This window comes from Corynebacterium endometrii (genome assembly GCF_004795735.1).
Taxonomy (GTDB): domain Bacteria; phylum Actinomycetota; class Actinomycetes; order Mycobacteriales; family Mycobacteriaceae; genus Corynebacterium; species Corynebacterium endometrii.
Map to the genome: position 1 here is coordinate 584,363 of NZ_CP039247.1, position 19,571 is coordinate 603,933.

General features: G+C 56.6%; 18 protein-coding genes. 4 read left to right on the forward strand and 14 right to left on the reverse strand.

Features of this window, described 5'->3' with window-relative positions; genetic code table 11:
- Positions 1-3 precede the first annotated feature (3 nt).
- From CENDO_RS02655 to CENDO_RS02665, 3 genes are all read right to left on the reverse strand, one after another.
- Positions 4-894, reverse strand: a complete 891-nt coding sequence (locus CENDO_RS02655) for an NAD(P)-dependent oxidoreductase (protein WP_136140657.1) — start codon at positions 892-894, stop codon at positions 4-6.
- A complete protein-coding gene (locus tag CENDO_RS02660) occupies positions 887-2,317 on the reverse strand; it encodes a four-carbon acid sugar kinase family protein (RefSeq protein WP_136140658.1) in 1,431 nt (476 codons plus the stop codon). The genes CENDO_RS02655 and CENDO_RS02660 overlap by 8 nt, the downstream gene beginning before the upstream one ends.
- A gap of 193 nt (positions 2,318-2,510) precedes the next feature.
- Positions 2,511-3,206: a FadR/GntR family transcriptional regulator gene (locus CENDO_RS02665; protein ID WP_136140659.1), complete on the reverse strand. Its 696-nt coding sequence runs from the start codon at positions 3,204-3,206 to the stop codon at positions 2,511-2,513.
- Between the two features lie 210 nt (positions 3,207-3,416).
- On the opposite strand from CENDO_RS02665, the gene CENDO_RS02670 reads away from it, so the two are divergent.
- A complete protein-coding gene (locus CENDO_RS02670; protein ID WP_136140660.1) occupies positions 3,417-4,100 on the forward strand; it encodes a chymotrypsin family serine protease in 684 nt (227 codons plus the stop codon).
- On the opposite strand, the gene CENDO_RS02675 is transcribed toward CENDO_RS02670, so the two are convergent.
- From CENDO_RS02675 to CENDO_RS02690, 3 genes are all read right to left on the reverse strand, one after another.
- Positions 4,097-5,473 (reverse strand): NAD-dependent succinate-semialdehyde dehydrogenase, encoded by a 1,377-nt coding sequence (locus CENDO_RS02675; protein WP_136140661.1) that lies wholly within the window; start codon positions 5,471-5,473, stop codon positions 4,097-4,099. The two genes, CENDO_RS02670 and CENDO_RS02675, sit on opposite strands and share 4 nt — an antisense overlap.
- An 83-nt stretch (positions 5,474-5,556) precedes the next feature.
- The gene (locus CENDO_RS02680) at positions 5,557-6,366 is read right to left on the reverse strand and encodes an HpcH/HpaI aldolase family protein (RefSeq protein WP_136140662.1); all 810 of its coding nucleotides are present in this window, start codon (positions 6,364-6,366) and stop codon (positions 5,557-5,559) included.
- A 1,207-nt stretch (positions 6,367-7,573) separates the two neighbouring features.
- Positions 7,574-8,866 (reverse strand): SLC5/6 family protein, encoded by a 1,293-nt coding sequence (locus tag CENDO_RS02690; RefSeq protein WP_136140663.1) that lies wholly within the window; start codon positions 8,864-8,866, stop codon positions 7,574-7,576.
- A gap of 633 nt (positions 8,867-9,499) precedes the next feature.
- On the opposite strand from CENDO_RS02690, the gene CENDO_RS02695 reads away from it, so the two are divergent.
- A complete protein-coding gene (locus tag CENDO_RS02695) occupies positions 9,500-10,255 on the forward strand; it encodes an IclR family transcriptional regulator (protein WP_246014351.1) in 756 nt (251 codons plus the stop codon).
- 302 nt (positions 10,256-10,557) lie between these two features.
- Here the strand turns inward: CENDO_RS02695 and CENDO_RS02700 are convergent, their stop codons facing one another.
- From CENDO_RS02700 to CENDO_RS02735, 8 genes are all read right to left on the reverse strand, one after another.
- Positions 10,558-11,223: a YczE/YyaS/YitT family protein gene (locus CENDO_RS02700; RefSeq protein ID WP_136140665.1), complete on the reverse strand. Its 666-nt coding sequence runs from the start codon at positions 11,221-11,223 to the stop codon at positions 10,558-10,560.
- A 127-nt stretch (positions 11,224-11,350) separates the two neighbouring features.
- A complete protein-coding gene (dmpG, locus tag CENDO_RS02705) occupies positions 11,351-12,361 on the reverse strand; it encodes a 4-hydroxy-2-oxovalerate aldolase (protein ID WP_136140666.1) in 1,011 nt (336 codons plus the stop codon).
- 12 nt (positions 12,362-12,373) lie between these two features.
- Positions 12,374-13,285: an acetaldehyde dehydrogenase (acetylating) gene (locus tag CENDO_RS02710; RefSeq protein WP_136140667.1), complete on the reverse strand. Its 912-nt coding sequence runs from the start codon at positions 13,283-13,285 to the stop codon at positions 12,374-12,376.
- A 16-nt stretch (positions 13,286-13,301) separates the two neighbouring features.
- Complete coding sequence (locus tag CENDO_RS02715) at positions 13,302-14,084, reverse strand: 2-keto-4-pentenoate hydratase (RefSeq protein WP_136140668.1); 783 nt, start codon at positions 14,082-14,084, stop codon at positions 13,302-13,304.
- Between the two features lie 29 nt (positions 14,085-14,113).
- Positions 14,114-14,548 (reverse strand): hypothetical protein, encoded by a 435-nt coding sequence (locus CENDO_RS02720; RefSeq protein WP_136140669.1) that lies wholly within the window; start codon positions 14,546-14,548, stop codon positions 14,114-14,116.
- 165 nt (positions 14,549-14,713) lie between these two features.
- Positions 14,714-15,358 (reverse strand): TSUP family transporter, encoded by a 645-nt coding sequence (locus CENDO_RS02725; RefSeq protein WP_136140670.1) that lies wholly within the window; start codon positions 15,356-15,358, stop codon positions 14,714-14,716.
- Positions 15,253-16,508, reverse strand: a protein-coding gene (locus tag CENDO_RS02730; RefSeq protein WP_425456195.1) for an IS3 family transposase whose coding sequence is annotated in 2 segments (ribosomal slippage) — positions 15,253-16,181 and positions 16,181-16,508 — 1,257 coding nt in all. Because the reading frame shifts where the segments join, the coding sequence is not laid out codon by codon here. Before CENDO_RS02730 ends, CENDO_RS02725 begins: the two co-directional genes overlap by 106 nt.
- Positions 16,509-16,570: 62 nt before the next feature.
- Positions 16,571-16,807 (reverse strand): hypothetical protein, encoded by a 237-nt coding sequence (locus CENDO_RS02735; protein WP_136140672.1) that lies wholly within the window; start codon positions 16,805-16,807, stop codon positions 16,571-16,573.
- Positions 16,808-17,286: 479 nt separating this feature from the next.
- Here CENDO_RS02735 and CENDO_RS02740 point away from each other — a divergent pair, with 479 nt between their 5' ends.
- Together CENDO_RS02740 and CENDO_RS02745 are read left to right on the forward strand one after the other, a co-directional pair.
- Complete coding sequence (locus tag CENDO_RS02740) at positions 17,287-17,871, forward strand: DUF3558 domain-containing protein (protein WP_136140673.1); 585 nt, start codon at positions 17,287-17,289, stop codon at positions 17,869-17,871.
- A complete protein-coding gene (locus tag CENDO_RS02745; protein ID WP_136140674.1) occupies positions 17,871-19,562 on the forward strand; it encodes a TrbL/VirB6 family protein in 1,692 nt (563 codons plus the stop codon). The genes CENDO_RS02740 and CENDO_RS02745 overlap by 1 nt, the downstream gene beginning before the upstream one ends.
- Positions 19,563-19,571: the final 9 nt, after the last annotated feature.

The following is a 19,571-nucleotide window of genomic DNA, read 5'->3' on the forward strand; positions in this document are numbered from 1 at the left end:
GGTTTAGGTCACCTTCTTTGGGTTAACTACACGAATAATGGTTGAGTCATCCTCGGCGCCTTGGCCTAGCCCAAGGCCAGTCAGGTACTGATTCTGTGCGGCCGCAGCCACCGGCACGGGCAGGTTAGCGGCGCGAGCCGCCTCGGTGACTATGCCCATGTCCTTGACGAAGATATCGAGCCGGGAACGTACCTCCGGACCCCGCTCTGAGTAAGCTTCCAGCATGCGTGGGCCGCGATCCCCCAACATGAATGACGCGGCTGCGCCAGACATCAGCGCATCCAGCGTGGCCTCCAGGTCAAGACCAAACGAGTCAGCCAAGGCCAAAGCCTCACCGGCCGCGGCGATGTGGACACCACACAGCAGCTGGTTGACGGTCTTCATCGCCTGCCCCTTGCCTGGCTCATCACCCACAATCACCAAATTGCCGGCCATATGCTCAAGCACGTCACGGCACGCATCCACGGCGGCGCCGGTCGCGCCGACCGTGACTAGTAGAGTTCCATCGCCGGCACGCGCGGGGCCACCGGAGACCGGCGCATCCACCAGGTGCAGGCCCGCGGCCTGAAGCTGGGCTGCAGCATCGGCCACCGCGGCGCCACCGACGGTCGAGGTCAGCAGAACCACGGAACCGGGCAGCATCCGGGAGGCGATACCCTGCTCGCCAAAGAGCACGTCCGCCAACTGTTCCTGGTTGCGCACGGCCAGCAGGACCACATCCGCACCGTTTGCGGCATCTGCGGCGGAGGAATAACACTCCACCCCTGCATCCTTAGCCAACGCCAGGCGCTCTTCTGAGATATCCACGCCACGCACGTTAAACGCCGAGGCTAAGTGGGTGGCCATGGGCAGGCCCATGGCGCCCAGTCCAACCACCGTAACGGTCTTAGTCATTGTCCAGTTCCTTTCTGTAATTGTTTGCCGCTGCTTGTTCACACACCCCAACCACGTAGCTCAACGACGAATCGGAGCCCACATTGCCCGCAAAAACGATGTACGGGGTGCCCTGCGCGGGGCCGTCTTGGGCGGCCCAAAGAGAGATAATGCCGGGCTGCATGGGGCCAACAACGGTAGCCCTGCGCATCTCCAGGCCCTTCGATGCCACGTCCGAGGAAGTGATACCGCCCTTCGCAATTACAAACGCCGGCGGAGCCTTATGCACCACGCCATTGACCACGCTCACCAACGCCTCCGACACGCGCCGGGCGATGGCCAAGGATTCATCTTTATCCTTGCCCTTGATGAGTTGGCGCGAGGTGTGGAAGACCACAGTGGAATGCTTCAGCGCCTCATCGACGCGTTCGGTGAGTTCATCCAGGTACCCTTCGCCGTGGTTAAGCACTGTTGCGGCGTCGAGCTCGATGACGGTGGCTTCACGCTCTTTGAGCAAAGCAGCAAGTTGGCGGGTGGTAGTGGGAACGTGGGAACCCACAACGACCAAGCCTCCGCGGTCCGCAGCAGCCACTGGTATGTTCTCTGCGGTGAGGGGTGCGGCTAGCTCCTGGCCTATGAAGGCGCGCACGAAAGGCGGTCCAACCCGGTAGATAAAGTTCTTTCCGCTCTCAATTACCCCTAGCGCAACTGCTCTAAGGTCTTCTTCCGTCACAGCGTCGCAAGCGACGTACCGCCCGCCACTGATGCCGCCGAGTAGTTCCGCCGCGCGTCCGTCGCGGATGGTGGTGAGATCCAGATGCGCAACCTCCGCGGCCGGGGTTTTACCGTGCGTCTTTTCTTCGACCCAGTCGCATAGATTGGATGCGGAATATCCAAAGGTGGCATCTTGTGCGAATTCGCTGGCGCCCACTGGCTCAAAACCGGATTCTTCGCTTCCCGCGTAGTGAACGCCGCCAACAGTTACGCGTCCCGCGTCGCCGAATGCGGGGATAATGAGCACCCCGTCGATTGTGTGGCCTGCGGCGGTTTCTTCCTCAATAAGGGTTTGGGGTTCGAGCGGGAAATGGCCGCGGAGGGTGGAGTCCGAACGGGAGACAAAGCCTAGCTCGAGGCCTTGGGTCCGCGCGGCTACTCGTGCGTTGCGCGCCACTTCGCGGTTTATCCGCTCCGCCGCCTCCGGGCTAAGGGAGCGGGAATTGGTCATGACGTATATGGCAGGCGCGCCCTGACTGAATGCCCACTGGAAATCTGCTTCCTCCCAAGAGGTAATCACCGGTAGGCCGGTGACGGATTGCGTGCCCGTGGGGTCATCATCCAGCACCACGAGAACCGATCCACCCGCGTGTGCAGCACGGACGTCCTGCGCGCTAATCGCCCTGGCTGCGGGGTACCCCTTAAGTAATTCGGAGAGTGATTGCGACACTCTGCTCCTCCTTCGCCTTCACTTCGAGCTTTGACCTCAGAGGTCTCTAGGCACATGGTAGTGAACTGGGGCACAGGCCACAAGGGTGTGTAATCGGCCTAACTGTTTGCCCATGACCCGCGTTGTGCCGATAGGCCGGCGCCCCTAGTAAGGGACACAAGTGGCAGTTACGCTAAATGGCTTAGGCGGCTTTCTAGCTCTCGAGGAATTTCTCCACGTCACCGCGGGTTTGCTTCATGTGCCTCAACATGGCCTTTTGAGCCGCCTCGGGGTCGCGGGAGGCTAGGGCGTCGAGGATAGCCCTATGGTGAATAAGGGCGCGCTCGCGGACCTCTGGAATCGATGAGGTGCCCAATCTGCTGGCCTCCAGCGGCCCGCCTAGGGAGCGGAGGACCGCGTGGGCAAAAGGGTTCCCGGTGGCCTGGAGGATTAGATCATGGAATTCCATGTCATAGCGTGCGGCCTCCGCTGCGTTATCAGCGTCGTGGGCCTCTTCATAGCGCTTAATGGCTTGGGTTAAACGCTCCAAATCGAGTTCGGTGGCCTTCTGGGCCGCCAGGCCCGCGGATCCCACCTCGATCATGGTGCGAACTTCGGTGAGGTAGACGCCCACTTCCCTCGGCGAACGCTCCCTTGATACGGCCTTGACGATGGTGCCGGCATCCGTCCAGTTGGACATGGGCTGGACAAAGGTCCCCCGTCCGTGTTGGACCTTGAGAACTCCGCGCTCCGAAAGCGAGCGCACGGCCTCGCGCATGGTGGGGCGGGAGACGTCAAGGTGTGCGGCTAATTCGGCCTCCGGGGGCAGGGAGGATTCGGCGGGGAAGACTCCGTCGCAGATTTCCTCAAGAAGGGATTCCACGCATTGGGATACTCGAGTGTTACTCACGCTTGCGCACCTCCGTGGTAGTTACGGGATTGCAACCGGCATCGAACCAGAATGTGCAGGCTCAGCGCGGCCATGGGGTCAATAGTACAGGCACGGGCTTACCTGAAACCCGCGAACTCCTTCCGTTTTCCCGTGACACCTGTGTACTTCTGTGACTGTTGGGTTATTGTTGGTTGAACCGCTAAGTCCACTGCCTAGATGGGATTGACCGTGAAGAAGTTTGTTACGGCGCTAGCAGGCGCCTTGCTCATCGGAATGGGCGGCCTTACCGCACCGACCGCCGCGGCTCAGGGCCAGGTCATCAACATCCCGCTGCCGCACGGTTCCTCCGTGCGTGACTTTGTGGCGGTAACGGGGATCGGCAAGAACACGGTAAATCAGGGCGCCACTATCTACGGCGAGGATGGGCCAGGCCGCGTCATGCGATGCACCCTTGGCTACATTTCGCCGGGCAACACCTACGGCTACGCGGCAGCCCACTGCTTCACCCAGCGCGAGGGTTCGGTTGTATACGATTCTCGCTTCCGCCCAATCGGACGAGTATCAAATATCTACACCGGCGGCGGCAGGGATTTCGCTCGCATTGCTTTCAATGACAACGTCTTTGGCCGCAACGTCATGACGGGCGATAAGACCTTGAGTTGGCGTAATGCCCGCGTGGGGGACCCCATCTGCTTCTACGGGCAAAGCAGCGGTGCGCCCAAGTGCTCCCGGGTCAGTAACGTGGCGCCGTATAAGGTCACAGCAAGCAGTCATTCCGCGGTTCGCGGGGATTCGGGCGGGCCGGCTTGGATTCCGGGCAAGGGATGGATCGGCGTAGTCTCCGCGGCACAAATCATGTACGTGGGTAACGCGCCGGTCCGCCACGAAACGCTCATCGAGACCGTGCGTTAACCGGCCACGTAGTAGAGCTGCTTATTGCAGAATTCCTCCATCGCAAGATGCCCTAATTCGCGACCGTATCCCGAACGTTTAATGCCGCCGAATGGCAGGTCGGCCGTCTCGGCCGACGCCGCGTTCGCGTGCGTCATGCCCGATTCAATCAACAAGGCCAGGCGTTCCGCGCGGCCTTCTTGCTCGGAGTGGACCGACCCACCCAGGCCGAACAGGTTGTCATTGGCCAGCTCGATAGCTTCCTGTTCGCTAGAGACCTTGTAGACCACGGCGGTGGGACCAAAGAACTCCTCGTAGTACGATTCGCTTCCGCGCGGGATGCCAGTGATGACTGCGGGGGAGAAGTAAGCGGTGGAATCGTCAATTTCGCCGCCCACATGCACGGTGGCTCCAGCTTCCTTAGCCTTTGATACCTGCTCGTAGAGCCTTTCCGCAGCCGCGCGCGAAGACAGCGGCGAATACGTGTCTGAAGAAGGCTCCATTGGATTGCCGCGCTTGAGCGGCGCGGCGAGTTTCACCAGCTCGTCGACGAACTGGTCGTAGATATCCTCCATGACAATTATGCGCTTGTTGGAATTGCACGCCTGTCCGGTGTTTTCAATTCGCACGGCCCAAGCGTCCTTGGCGGCTTGAGCTACATCGGTGGAATCGAGAACAACATAAGGATCGTTGCCGCCGAGTTCCAAGACACATTTTTTCAGGTGCTTGCCGGCCTGAGCCGCAACGGCGGCGCCAGCCCGCTCGGAACCCGTGAGGGAGACCCCCTGGATGCGCCTATCGGCAATGATGGTGCTGACCTGGTCATGGCTGGCGTAGACATTGGCGTATACGCCCTTAGGCACACCGGCTTCCGCAAACAGTGCGGCGATGGCTGCCGAGGATCGTGGGCAGATCTCTGCATGCTTCAAAATGATGGTGTTGCCCAACACCAGGTTGGGGCCCGCGAATCGCGCCACCTGATAATACGGATAGTTCCACGGCATAATGCCAAGGAGTGGCCCCAGCGGGCGCTTGCGGATGACCGCCTTCCCCGGGGATGCGTGGTTGAGTTCTTCATCCCTCGCCAATTCCGGCCCGTGGGTGGCGTAGTAATCGATAATCTCCGCGGAAAACTCCACCTCGCCGATGGATTCATCGAGCGGCTTGCCCATTTCCAGGGCGATTATCTCACCCAGCTCTTCCTTCTTCTCGCGGAAGAGGTCTGCGGCTTTGCTCATAATCCTAGCGCGCTCAGAAATATCGCGGTCCCGCCAATTACCGAACGCCTCATGCGCGGCGGCAATCGTCGCTTCAATGGCCTTATCAGTAGCGGTTTCGAAGGTCTCAATGACCTCGTTGTTCACTGGATTTTGGACACGGTAGGTCAAATTCATGCGCACGCCTTACATGGTTCGGGGATACTTGTTTCCCCTTTGTACACGGCTTCGCAGATCGGCGCTGCACGCGGGCGCAACGCCTAATAACTTTGCGGGGTAGTAATTGGATTCTCCCCATAGATCTCGGCTGCAAGCCCGCGGATGGAGTTGGCGAGTAATTGCACGTCAGCGCCCATGGCAACAAAAGCCGCGCCGGCGGCGATGTAATCCTCCGCCTGGTCCTTGGCAAAGGAATTGGCGCCCACAATGATGTCATTGGCGCGAGCTACGTCAAAGATGTGCTTCACCGCGGCCGCTACCTCAGGGTGGCGAGGCTGGTCCATATATCCCATGGACGCTGCCAGGTCAGCCGGCCCGACGAAAATTGCGTCAATCCCATCGACCTTGCAGATCTCTTCGAGGTTTTCCAGGCCTGCCGCGGATTCTATCTGGAGCGTGAGGGACACGGATTCCGAGGCAATCTCGGAGTAATTAGGGATGCCGCCAAACCTGCCGGCGCGGACCAAAATGGAACCCACTCCGCGGACGCCGCGCGGCGGATAGTGCATGGATGCCACGGCCTGTTCGGCCTCTTCGGCGCTGTCAATCATGGGAATCATGAGGTTTTGCGCGCCAAGGTCCAGGTAGCGCTTGATGAGGGAGACGTCATTTTTAGGCAAGCGGACTACCGGTGTGGCCGGATAGGCATCCGTAATGCGGACAAGCTCAAGAATGGTTTCGAGGGAATAGGCAGTGTGCTCGGCGTCAATGAGCAGCCAGTCGTAACCAGCGGACGCCGCGATCTCACACGCCACGGGTGACCCGGAATTAATCCAGAAACCGTATTGCGGGCGGTCTGCCTTGCGCAGGCGCTGGGCGAATGTTTCGGGGAGCTGCAGCGGTGCAGGCATGGGGGCGGCCTTTCGTGTCAGTCGGGACTGAAAAGACTTAGTATCAACACTTTCGATTCTATGATGTAAATCTGCGGAGGAGGAGTGAGAATGATGTCACCTCCATAACCTTTTCTGCACTGCAAAGCGTGGTGCCGTTTATGGAGGTTTCGCTTCCGCTCCCGCACTTAACCCTCAGTCAATTATTGGTATGGTTTCGTGATTAAAGCGGATGGTCCCGAAATTGTCACGCTTACGCTAGTGGGTGAGATAACCGTAGAGTCCGCAGATACACACTGCCCAAATAGGGTCACGAGCGGCACGCGGAGTTGCCTCCTAGTAATTTGCGATTCGCTGAATGCCTCGCAACGGTCCAGCGATTGGCCCAATGGGGAGGACTTGCGTGAATTCTCCTTGACTGAACCTGCGGTTAGTGCGCGTGTATTTCAATTACAATTTTCTCAGGGGGCGCCTGGGCACTTAACAGTGTTCGCTAGCGAGCGGGACCAACCGTTTCGATTTGATTGGTTCAGACGATATCCAACCGATTGCGTCAGGCCGCGCAGAATCGTACGAATCGGCTTTCATTCTGAATCCGCACCCTGCCGTGATCTACACAGTGGCAGAATACGGGGCCAGTGAGATTGTTGTGACTAGGCCGATGCTTACACCACTATTTGCAGTGAGGCAGAAGAGGAAATTCGACCGTTGGAGGAGTCGCAGGATTCAACTAACCCTAAGGGCGAATCTAGGAACGCGGAGAGTGACGAGTCTCAACCTGTTCCGACGTCAGAACCTCGGGCTCACCTGATCTCCGGTAACGAAAAGTAACGCCCCCGCGCAACAGTCGCATCAACAGGCCTTTCCACAGCCCCGTAGCTTAGCGGTTACAGGATTCAGCACCGGTTTTCTCGCCACTGCTGGAATGGCCCTGCTAGGCGTGATTGCTGGTGGTGTCTACTATGCATGGCGTCGCAAGTCGGCTGGAATCAGTGTTGGTTAGTCGGTAATGCTCACTACGGTGCACAGTCGTTGTTGTGCACTAGTTACGCCCGAAACAGCCACTGACCACATGATGGTCCAGGTGCAATGCTTCGGGCGTGGTCGTTTAATCTGTTGGTTGTTTCATCTGTGGGAGCCTTAACCAACGGTTGATAGATATCGCGGCCCATCCCGCCGGCAGACTTGCCGGCGGCGAAATCAGGGCATTCGAACGATTGGGTTGCCTCTAACGAATCATGTCAAGGATGGCGCCGGCCATAACGATAAGGCCCATGACAAACACGAAGTAATTAACTGGGTCATTCCGGAATTTCTCGTAGACCTTGAGCTTTCGGAATAGCATCACTGGGAGAAGGTACACAAGGAATGCAACGAAAATTCCTCCTACCACGGAAATCATATCGATTACTGACGGGTTGAAGATGGCGGTCAGCGTGGTGGCAATGAAGATTCCAAAGTAGATCCAGTTAAGCAATGCGCGGCGCGACATGCGTGCTGTCAGCCGTGGCGCAACCGCACGCACTAAGTATTCGGTTCCTTCCTCAGTGCCGAGCATGTGGCCGAAAAACGAAGAGATGATGGCGCAGATGACCACGATCGGAGCAATCCAACTCATCAGCGGGGCGTCGGTCACGTTGGCGAAGTAGGAGAGCACCGGAAGATTCTGCTCGATGGCCTCGTTCATACCCTCTGCGCCCAGGCTTAATACACAGGACCAGACGAAGAACATCGTGAAAATGACCAAAAGCAGCGAGGCGTAGAACTCTGTCTTTTCCACCTGCTTGAGAGTGTTAGAGCCATGCCCTCTTTGAACGTCCACACAGAACTGCGATACCGCTGGGAAGTGGTTGAAGGCAAATACCAGCATCGGAAGGACGAGCATAATCGCGTAGATAATGGATGTCCCTGACTGGTCTGCGTTGTAATTGACGAAACTATTGAAGTCCCACGTGGGAATTAGGTAGATAGATACCGCGCCCAGTGAAAAGATCAATGGGTAAACCAGCGCCTGAGTGAAAGCCATCATTGGTTTGCGCCCGAATGCGAAAACTAGGGTCATCAGGCCTACGCATGCAACCGCGAGAACCGGGCGCGGAATCGATGGGCCACCAAATTGGTTCACTATAAAGCTGTCAATGCTATTGGTGATTGAAACACCGTAAATTAGCACAATGGGGAAAATCGCTAGCCAGTACAGGAATGCAATTCCGGCGCCAAGGCCCCTTCCCAGGTATTTTGTGGTGAGCTCCAGAACGTCTTTGCCATGGTCATCTTCTGGTACTCCCGCGATGATTCGAGCAAACGTGCGGTGAGAGAAATAGACCAACGGCAGGATGATGAGGGTGGCAATGGTCAGTGGCCAGAACCCAAAGCTGCCAGCGTTGAGTGGGAGGAATAGGATTCCGGCTCCTACAGCGGTGCCGAAGAGGGTGATGACCCAGCTTAGCGTAGAGCCATTGGATCCTTTAGTTTCCGTAGGGGGCTCAGGCCTTTGTAAGGCTGTTTCCTTAATCGCCATGCCAGTTTCCTTCCATGCCCCGGGGTAGCGGGGAGTAGGTGGTAAGTCCCAGGGGTGTAGGGACGGGCGCTTAGTGTTGCGCGAGATACACTTCCATGGTTTCAGAGTGCTGGGTCATATGGGAAGGGTTGAGAATATAAAGCGTCTGGAATTCCAGACTCCAAACGTCGACTTTTAGGTCTAGCGACTGAAGGCCTCTCCATATTTAGTGGGATATAGCCACTCGAGAAGCATCAGTGGCGGTTGGCATGTGTATTCCACGAACCAATTGCTGAAAGTGCAGCTACGCGAGTAAATGGCATAAATCAAAGTTTTTAGATTTACCTTTGATCTGATTACTGGAGTTAACTAAAGCTTCGGTGAGTAGGTCGCGAGGACACAAGTTAGAGGTGTCTTCATAGGCATCGTGCGAGTTAGTCCGTTCCTCCCGTAGCGGGCTCGAATCGTTTGTCTTCTATGCTGATTTAGAGCCGAGGTAAATAATCAGGACGAAAGATAATCCTCATGGCGCTTTTGCGGGTTTGAACTGGCGTATTCTATTGACGGTGCCGTTAATAATGGGTGGATAGCTAGAGAACATCGTTCGGCTCGCGGCCAGTAATTGCGGGCAGAAATCTGAAAGGACGTGGCTTAGTGGTTGAAAGGAATCGGGGAGCAGTTGATAAAGCTTTCGATCTTCTTCGTGCTTTCGGTGAGGATAATTCTGTTGGGCTCGGTGTTTCTGAGCTAGCTCGGCGATCTGGCATGTCTAAATCCACCGCGTTTAGGTTGCTTGCAACGCTCGTAGAAAATGGAGCCGTGCAGAAGGCTGGAGAGCTGTATCGGATTGGGCCGCTGTTCTTTGACATCGTGAAAAGCGCTGACTCACCGGATTACAACCGTGTGGGTGAACTACTCACGCCCTATCTTTCAGCATTATTCGAGCGTACGCGCCAGACTGTGCACTTAGGCTACTTGGTCGGTACGGACGTTGTTTATGCCAATAAGCTGTTTTCGTTGAATCCCGTCGATGCCCCATCGCGCATCGGGGGACGCGTACCGGGATTTTGCACCGGTGTTGGCAAGGCCATCATGGCGTGGGATGAGGAACTAATTGAGACGGTAATTGACGCAGGTCTACCGCAGTGGTCCACCAACACGATTACAGATCCGGATGAATTCCGCTCGGTCCTAGCTAAGGTCCGCAAGGAGGGAGTGGCCTACGACCGTGAGGAGGTCACCCCGGGATTAACCTGCGTAGCGGCGCCCATTTATGGTCTTGGTGGGCAACCTGTAGCAGCCATGAGTGTCTCGGGCGCAACTGGTGTATTTCGTCCCGAGGACCACATACTGACATTGAAGAAGGTTGCCGCGTCTGCATCGAGGGCTTATATACGTGCAACGAAATGATTCGTTGCACCTTAGATTGCATGGACCGTAAGCTTTTAACACTAGGGTGGGGTCATACCACGAAACCATCGGTGAGCGCGAAGCTAGCCGTGGCCCTGGGCATCAGCCCTTAGAGAAATGGAAGGGGCTTACGAAGTACCGTAGTCGCGTAAAGCGATTGAAAGATTATCTCGACTCGCTGCAGCGTAGTGTGGTGCAAGGGTGGGGCAATCGGAGTTTCCTACATCGTGCTAATCACAGCAGGGAAAGCTGCGCCGACACGATGGAATGAGTTTAGCCTGCGATGGAATTCGAGGGGGTTATTACTTAGTTTCCTGTAACACCACGGGCAACGGTCCTACTATCTTGGCAGCCAGAGGGATAAAGCGGCCAATGACAAAGCCGATACCAAACGCTGAAATGATAGTAGCTTCTCGCACAGCCTCGAAGTTTCCAACGAGCGCGATGCATAGGATGAGTGCCACCACCACGTTGCACAGATCGAATACGACCTTGATTCGGGGAAACGGTTTATTTAGCGTTTCAGAAATAGCGGCCACGAGGCCTTCCCCGGGCATGTAGATGGCCTTTGAAGCCACCAATAAAGATAATCCACCCCCAGCCACCACAATTCCTGCAATTACAGTAAGCAAACTGAGAAGGTAACTATCTGTCTCTATCCAGGAAAAGAGCCACATCCAGAAGTCGAGTACCACGCTTGCCACGAGCAGAGCAGGGATTTGAAGCCATCCGGACTTGGGGAATTTCTTTCTGAGAATCGCTAACTGTGCCACGATGAACAGAGCGTTGAGCACGAACGTCCAGCCGCCAAATGACAGTGGTGTAGCTAGTGATAGAGCAAACATCGTCGAGGATATTGGAGACGTGCCCAACGCAGATAGAGAAATAATCGCCGTGCCGGCCATGCCGATGCAGATGCCTATGAAAGACGCTGTATAGCGGCGAGTGACGGTTGCATACGGAGCCATGGGACCTTCCTCGGTTTGCGCGATGAAACGAGCTAATTTGACAATTTAATGCAAACGCAGCCCAAGAGCCCCGGTCTTCGCCGTAAAAGGAGGAAAACCGAGGCTGGTGTAAGACTCTGATTGAAGTTTAGTTCTGACCTTGCAAAGCCAATGCAACCTCGATAATCATGTCCTCCTGGCCACCAACGTAACCGCGTCGGCCAACCTCGGCCAGAATTTCTTGGGCTGGAACGCCGTAGCGCTCGGATGCACGCTCAGCATGCAACAGGAAGGAGTTGTACACGCCAACCTGGCCCTGGACAATGGAACCACGGTCCATCATTGGCAGGCGGGAGACCATTGGTTTGAGCACATCTTCGGCAGCATCCTGAACCGCCTTGACGTTAACATCGCCAAAATCAATGCCGCGGCGCTCGAAGACGGTAGCCAGTACCTCAATCGGAGCGTTTCCGGCACCAGCACCCAGGCCGTAAAGGGTGCCATCAATCTGCGTAGCACCGTTTTGCACCGCCAACAAGGAGTTAGCGACGCCGAAACCCAGGTTCTGGTGTCCATGGAAACCAACCTGTGCCTCGCCGCCAATCTCCTCGTACACAGCCTTCACGCGGTCCGCTGCCTCCTGTCCGATGAGATAGCCGGCGGAGTCAACGACGAACACGCACTGGCAACCTGCGTCGACCATGATGCGGGCTTGCTTCGCCAGCCCTGCTGGGTCTAGACGGTGGGAGAGCATGAGGAAGCCGCCGGTCTCCAAGCCGAGTTCCCGAGCCTTCTCGAAGTGCTGGATGGAAACGTCGGCCTCGGTGGAGTGGGTAGCGATACGGCAGGCGCGGGCACCGCGTTTGGTTGCCTCTTCCATGTCCTCAGCGGAACCAACACCTGGCAGGCAGAGGAAGGCGATCTTGGTGTTCTTAGCCTCATCTACCGCCGCGGAGATGAGGTCCATCTCGTTGGTTTTGGAGAAGCCGTAGTTAAAGGTGGAACCTCCCAGGCCGTCGCCGTGGGAAACTTCCATCATTTCCACGCCTGCGTCATCAAGGGCGCGGACTACCTTGCGAACCTGTTCCTCGGTGTACTGGTGGCGTACAGCGTGGGAACCGTCACGCAGGGTGGTGTCATTTAGACGAATCTTGGTCATGGTTCGTGTCCTTTACGCTTCGATGATTTCTGCGAGACGGTCAGCGGTTGCCACTGCTGCGGAGGTGATGATGTCTAGGTTGCCTGCGTACTCAGGCAGGTAATCTGCTGCGCCCTTGACCTCGATGAGAACGGTCACGCGGGCCCAGCCATTCCAATCATCGCGAGCCTCGTCGAACTGCGGCTCGGAGGTTAGGTGGTAACCAGGGACATACTCCTGGACTTCCTCAACACGCTTCTTGATGGCTTCGCGGATCTTGTCTTGCAGCTCACCCGGTACGCCTGCCTCTGCTGGAAGGGAGCAGTACACGGTGTTGCGCATGAGCATTGGTGGCTCTACTGGGTTAAGGATGATGATTGCCTTACCCTTCTTAGCACCACCAATTACTTCGAGGGCCTTGGAAGTAGTCTCCGTGAACTCGTCAATATTTGCGCGGGTGCCAGGGCCAGCGGAAAGGGACGCGATGGACGCAACAATCTCAGCATATTCAACTTCAGCCACGGAGGACACGGCGTGAACAATTGGGGTGGTTGCCTGGCCACCACAGGTAATCATGTTCACATTATCCATGTCGCCGAGGTTATCGAGGCCTACAGCGGGGCACATGTATGGGCCAATTGCGGCGGGGGTTAGGTCAATGGCACGGATGCCGGCTTCTTTGTATAACGGCGCGTTGTATTCGTGAGCCTTGGCGGACGTTGCCTCGAAGACTACGTCCGGCTTTGGCTCCTGCTTAAGCAGCCACTCTACGCCCTCGGCGGATGCTTTAAGGCCTGCTTCTCGGGCGCGCTTTAAGCCCTCAGATTCCTGAACGCCCACCATGTATTGGAGGTCAAACTTTTCAGAGTTACGCTGGATTTTGATCATCAGGTCGGTACCGATATTGCCGGGCCCGACAATCGCAGCAATAAGTTTTTTAGCCATGTGAGTTCCTTGGTTTCTACTTAAAGGAGGTGGTCAAAGTTCCGTATGGGCCGTAATCAACGATTACTTCTTGGCCTGCAACTACGGGGGCTGCGCCGCAGAAGCTGCCGGACAAAATGATGTCTCCGGCCTTGAGGGTGGTCCCCATTTCGCCGAGGATTTCCGTAAGCCAAGCAATTGGTTTTACCGGGTGGCCCATCACTGCCTCACCAGTGCCTTCACCCGCTACCTCGCCGCCGATGAGCATGCGGGCAGGAACCGCGGTGAGCTCTTCTAGTGGAATATTCGCTGGTTCAGGGTCGAGGACAATGGCACCGCAGGACGCATTGTCCGCGACGGTATCTACCAGGCGAATATCCCAGTCACGCACGCGGGAATCGATGATTTCAATCGCCAGGTGTACGGACTCAATCGCATTGAGAACTTCCTCGAAGCTCGAATTCGGGGCCAGGTCTTTGGCGAGCTTGAAGCCAAGTTCCGGCTCGACCTTTGGAGAAATGAATTGGTCTACCGCGATTGCTTCGTCCGAGCTAAACAGTAGGGACTCCGTGAAGAAACCGAAGTCAGGGCTGTCAACGCCGAGCTGTTTTTGCATAGCAAGAGAGGTCAGGCCAATCTTTCGCCCTACGACTTTGTCGCCCTTAGCCTCGAAGGCTTTCTCTTGCCATTGCTGAATTGCGTAAGCATCCGCAACGGTCATATCCTCAATGATTTCACGAGGAGGCTGAATCGGTTCCTTGGATGTGTACGCGGCAAAAAGGTCAGCTGCGATGGACTCAATCTGGTCCTGTGTAGCCATGAATTGTGCTCCTTTCCTATCAAAGGGAGTTACTGTGCGGCCATCTTGTCGGAGTTAGCAACGAACTCTGGAATTGGCTCGTACCACTTGAAACCTGCGTTGAACTTGATATTGGGCTTAGGTAAAGCGGAAAATTCCGCATCTCTTCTACGTTCCTTCTGTCTAGAGAGCCCCGTGCCTTCGTTCTTGCGCTCTACGGCCTTAGTCTTTAAAGACGTTGTGGTCGCCCATAAGGTTGGTGCCCAAGGTGGGGTAGGCGTAGCAGATTGCTTCTTCATGACCAATACGTCGTGGTAATCTCGCCGTTCTTCGGGGGTAGGGCCGAAGAACAAGGAGCTTTTATCGTGGTCATGAGCTACAGTCCAGAGTGCGAATAGTGGATCGACAAGCAAATCGGTGGAGGCCAGCGGCGCACAGATGCCCTGAATTGGGCGGTGGGACATCGCAGGCGGCGCGCCGGACATGCAGATTCTCCTCAAAGTAGTCGGGTATAGGTTGGCTTACTGTCGGAACAGTAACTAACTGTGCAATGGAATCACTTAGAGGGTCTACGGTGACCCCAAACACAAAATTCACTTTAAGGCGAGGAGGTGTCTGAGGGAACCTACTGTTCCGGCTACTGGAACACCCTAAAAGCCGAATATCGCCTTCACAATCAATGCGATGGCAGCGCCGATGGAAACACCGACAACCAGTTTGTTAAGTCTGGCTTTATCGATATGCCTACTGACTTTGGTGGCGGCCCACAGACCGCCTAGAACTACGGGTAGATACATGGCGGCCACGGTCCAGATTTCGCCATTAAACTGACCCGACCCCATGAGCATGCCTATTGAGACCAAGCTGGCGGTCACAAATGTAGCTGACAACGTGCCGCGCATCTTCGACGCCTGCTGGCTCTTGAGGACCAGAGCCAGCGGCGGCCCTCCAATGGCAGTGGATGTTCCTAAGAAACCTGAGGCCACCGAGGCGATTGCCACATTCTGCTTGTTGTACCGAGGCGTCCATCCGAATGATGACAGCATCATGGCAAGAATTACAGCAATACCAATGAAGACTGACAGTCCGCGATGCGATAGTGATGCCACCGCCCAGGCGCCGGCGACGGAGCCAGGCAGACGCATGATTGTACGGGCCTGACCCCCGGAAAGTGGACACGGGGATGTAATCAAGATGCAATAGTCAGTGTAGCTAATCCTGCGGTCTCGAAGGCGTTCGGCGAGCGATATCCGCACCAAGAGTGCAAGCGCTTGGTGTTGTAGCGCGTGCACCATCGGAACACGTCCCGGCGACACACCAGTTGGCTGGCGAAAACAGGCTCGCCCTTCAGGACTTCCCGTTTCAGTGTGGCGTTGAACGACTCCGCCAGCGAGTTGTCCGCGCTCGTCCCGATTGCTCCCATCGATTGGGTGACACCGAACCGTTCGCACAGCTTCCGGTATTGCTCAGAGGTATAGACGCTGCCGTGGTCCGAGTGGAAAATCGCTCCATCAAGGTTGCCTCGCACCTTCCGGGCCATCGTGAGGGCTTCTTCGACCAACTCCGTGCGCATGTGGTCGGCGATCGCGAAACCGGTCAACTGCCGCGAATAGCAGTCGATGACGGTGGCCAAGTACATATTCGACCCGTCCGCAATCGGCAGGTACGTGATATCGCCGACGTAGACCGAATTCGGCTTGGCTGCGGTGAACCGACGCCGAAGCAGGTCTGGGAACTTCGGAGCCCGTTTCGCAGACACGGTGGTCTTCACCCGGCGTCTTTTCGTGTAGCCGAACAGACCCATCTGCCGCATCAACCGGGCCGTGCGCTTGTGATTGACCCGCTGCGCAGCAACGCCGCTGACGGAGTTATCGTCGCTGGCGTTGATGGCCGCAGTCACGCGTTTCGCCCCGTAGCAGCCGTTCTCGGCCGTGAACACGGCCTTGATCCTCGCTCCCAGCACCGCGTCGTCGACAAGGCGTCGCCGACGACGGGGAGCAGCAGATTTCCATGTGTAGTACGAGGACCGGTTGATCTTTAGGACCTCACATAACCGCTTGACCTGATAGAGGCCTCGGTGGTCGTCAACGAATCGGAAGCGGTTCACCAGTTCGTCTCTTCCGCGAAATATTTGGCCGCCTTGCGCAGGATCTCTCGTTCTTCCCGGAGCTTGGCGTTCTCGCGTTCCAGCACGCGGATGCGCTCGGCATCGGAGAGTCCTTCAGCAGGGGTGCGTTCGCTGTTGGTTGCGGCGATGGGGCTGGCGACTTTTTCACCGTTGGCGTTGGTTTTGGTGCCGGTGCCGAAGGCGTCGAGCCAGGTGCGCAGAGAGTTGCGGTTGACCCCGAGGTCGGAGGCAATGGCGTTGAGCGTGGCTCCGGGGGTCGACTCGTACAACGAGACTGCGTCACGCTTGAACTGCTCGGTGTAGGTCTTGCGTGGCATAGTAGAAAGGTACCTCACTTCCCCAGCGAAATGCTGGTTTCAGCGTGTCCACCATCAAGGGGTCAGGTCCTACATAGCCAGAAGAACTTCCAGTCCACATCGCGTGCGGTTTGCACCGTGGTGACGACGGAAATGACAAAAGCCAGCATCAAAATCAGCATCGGAACAAGCTGCGGTGCCACGATTGCAACGATAGGCGTCGCGACGGTTCCGAGTCCAAACCCAATACTGCCCTGGATCACAGTCCCCACGAAGATGAGAATGCCTATGAGGACAAGTATTGGGATGGAGATCGTCATGCGGAACACCCTACGCCGCTCCGACGCCACGATTTGGCACAAGGAAGTGTCCATTTTGTATTCAGTCAGCTTTGGGCCTGTTTACTGCGCTATATCGGAAATTAGTTTTTGGACATTTAAATGCCAGCCTTGAATATTGCGGGGCCTTAGACGCCTTGGAGATGCAGTTCTTAGTTCAAGCGCGGCATGGGGCGTGTGCGATTGATTGATCTTCGCGAAGGCTAGCTCTGTGAGTGGGCATTGGGTGCCCCTTAGTTCAATCTCTTTTATCCACAAGTTTTCCTTTAACCATGGACAAGGTCGCTAAAGTCATGCGAGAATGGCTACCACGTGAAAGGGAAGCTCCGCCGATACTGGTGACGGGGTATTTTCGGGGAATTGTCACCCTTTTGCGCTTCGATAAAAACTAAGAACATCTTCGTAGAGACAATTGAATGCTCGGGGGCATCATGACACCTACACATACGACGTGCGGCATAATGACTGCCGTTTTAGCTTCGGCGACGCTAACCGCTTGTTCTACAACGAGCGCCGATGAACAACAAAACTCACAGTCCCAGCCTGCACACCAAACAGCGGCAGTATCCAGCGAACCCAGCACTACCGATACTGCCGAGGAGGATGCGCGGCCTCCTTTCCCAGAGCTTGGCCCGTTTGACCCTAACCTGCGGGGTGAAGACATGCCCGACCCATGCACTTGGGCCACTCCGGAAATCATGGCAGAACTCGGCTATACCGATGTGATGGAATCAGAAGTCTTTACTGATTTCCGTGACTGTGCTTACTCGCACAGGGACGAGGAGGGCAATCCTACTAATCGGGTCGTAACGTTTTCGATGAATAATACGGCCTCCGCGCATTTTCCCGGAGCTACCTTGGCGAAATCTACAGTGCCAGGGCTTTATCGAACCCCCGATGAATTATTCGATTTCAACGGTTATTCCTCGGTAGATACTACGAAAGGAATGTTCGAGGTGGGGGTGAGTCGCTTCGATGTGAATGAACAAGAACTACAACGTGAAGCTCAAGAAATCCTGGAATTTGTTTACGAAAGGAGCAAGTGATGCAGGCTGACTTGGATAATTTGGCACAGAGTAGTTTTAGGCTTCGCAAGCTTGCTTCCATAATTATCAGCGAAGCCGCAGCGTTAGATTCCCCTGTATCGGCCGGCTTTTCAACAATCGTGGGGGTTTCTGAAGCTGGGGGCATTCACGGCCAGACGCTTTCGGGGCATTCTGGTTCTGCTGACGCTCTGCTGCGGGGGTTGGGCGAAAGGCTAAATACTATCGCCCAGCTTCTTGCCGATAACGCCACCGCAGTAGACTCCCAGGACCAAGCGAATTCCACAGGGCTAGCTCTTGCCGACCATGGCGGGCGGGTTGAGGATTCTTCAGTCGCGTTGTCTATGCTCAGCGAGATTCCCGCCGATCCGATTTTGGTTGCCTCACCCATCGTCAACGTGGGGGCGAGCCTTGAAGGGCTAGATATGGCTTTGAAAGCTACTAGCACCTCGCAGCTGACCGATACCGCGCACCGCTGGGTTGAGCTTTCCGCTCAACTCGATGAGGTTAAATCAACCATACAGTCAACCGTTGAAGAGCTTTCAGAGGCTAACGATGCTGACTTTGTCAACGCTGCTGCCGATGCGTTGGGCCAGGTGGCCAACTCGGCTGGTTATTTTATGGACCATGCGCTCGCGATGGCGGCGCGAGCAGACAAGCTCGCGGGCATTATCACCATCGTTGGCTACAACACTCATGCCGCAAGCTTCGTGATAGGTTCAGTGCCCGACCCGGTGTTAAAAAGTGCGGCTGAGCAAGGTTTGCTCTCGCTTCAGCAGCAGATGCTCCAGTCCGGCGTCACCGGCTCAATTCCACCAAGTACACCTATGGTCATGCCCGCGGAGGACACTAGCGGGGATATCGCATCCGTTGGCCTCAACAGCATCGCAGGACCAGGTCACCGTTACAATACCGATGATCTGACATGGCCCCAGGAGTTTATCGATGCCATTGATCGTGGTGATGTGGGCCCCGGTTCTTTTGAGGTAACCGATGGGTCTATTACAGGGCTGCGCGATGTTGGCGGGATGAGTCAGTCTGCCATCGACGATACGGTGGCTACAGCTAACGCCTACCGTGACTACGCTCTTGCCGAAGCGGGATACCTGCCCCCTACCGGCATGGCGGGCCTGGATGCCGTAGGCACCCACGCCGCGGGCGCCCAGCCCGTTGGTGGTAACGGTTCAGCCATGCATTTAAGCCCAAACACCACCAGCTTCGGTACTAGCTCAAGCGCCAGTGGTCTTCCCTCACAGCTCGGGGCGGGCGGTTCCAGCCTGGGTAGCGCTAGCCTGGGCGCTCTAACCGGCGCTGGGCTCGGGTCTACCAATGGGGCCGGCCGGGTGCTTAGCCCGTCTGTTGGTGGCGGGTTGCCGGTGTCTGGGTCAGGTAGTGGTGCTGCGCCTAGTGGCGGTGCTCCCGCGGGGACTCATCCGGGTGCTTCTGCCAGTGGTGGTGGCTTGGGCGGGGGTTCCCACGCTACTGCGGGCGGTCACCCGCGCGGTGCTACCGGCGCACATGGCAGTGCTGGCGGCTATGGTGCCGGTTCGCCGGGGCGTTACGGGAAGGGCGAGGGAAAGAAAATAAAGACCGTGACCAGTCGGGTTGAAATCAACAAAAACAAACGCGACCTGCTTGGGCAACGCAAAGCCGTGGTACCGGGCGTGCTCGGAAGCTGGATACGCCAGCAGTAGAGTCCCCGG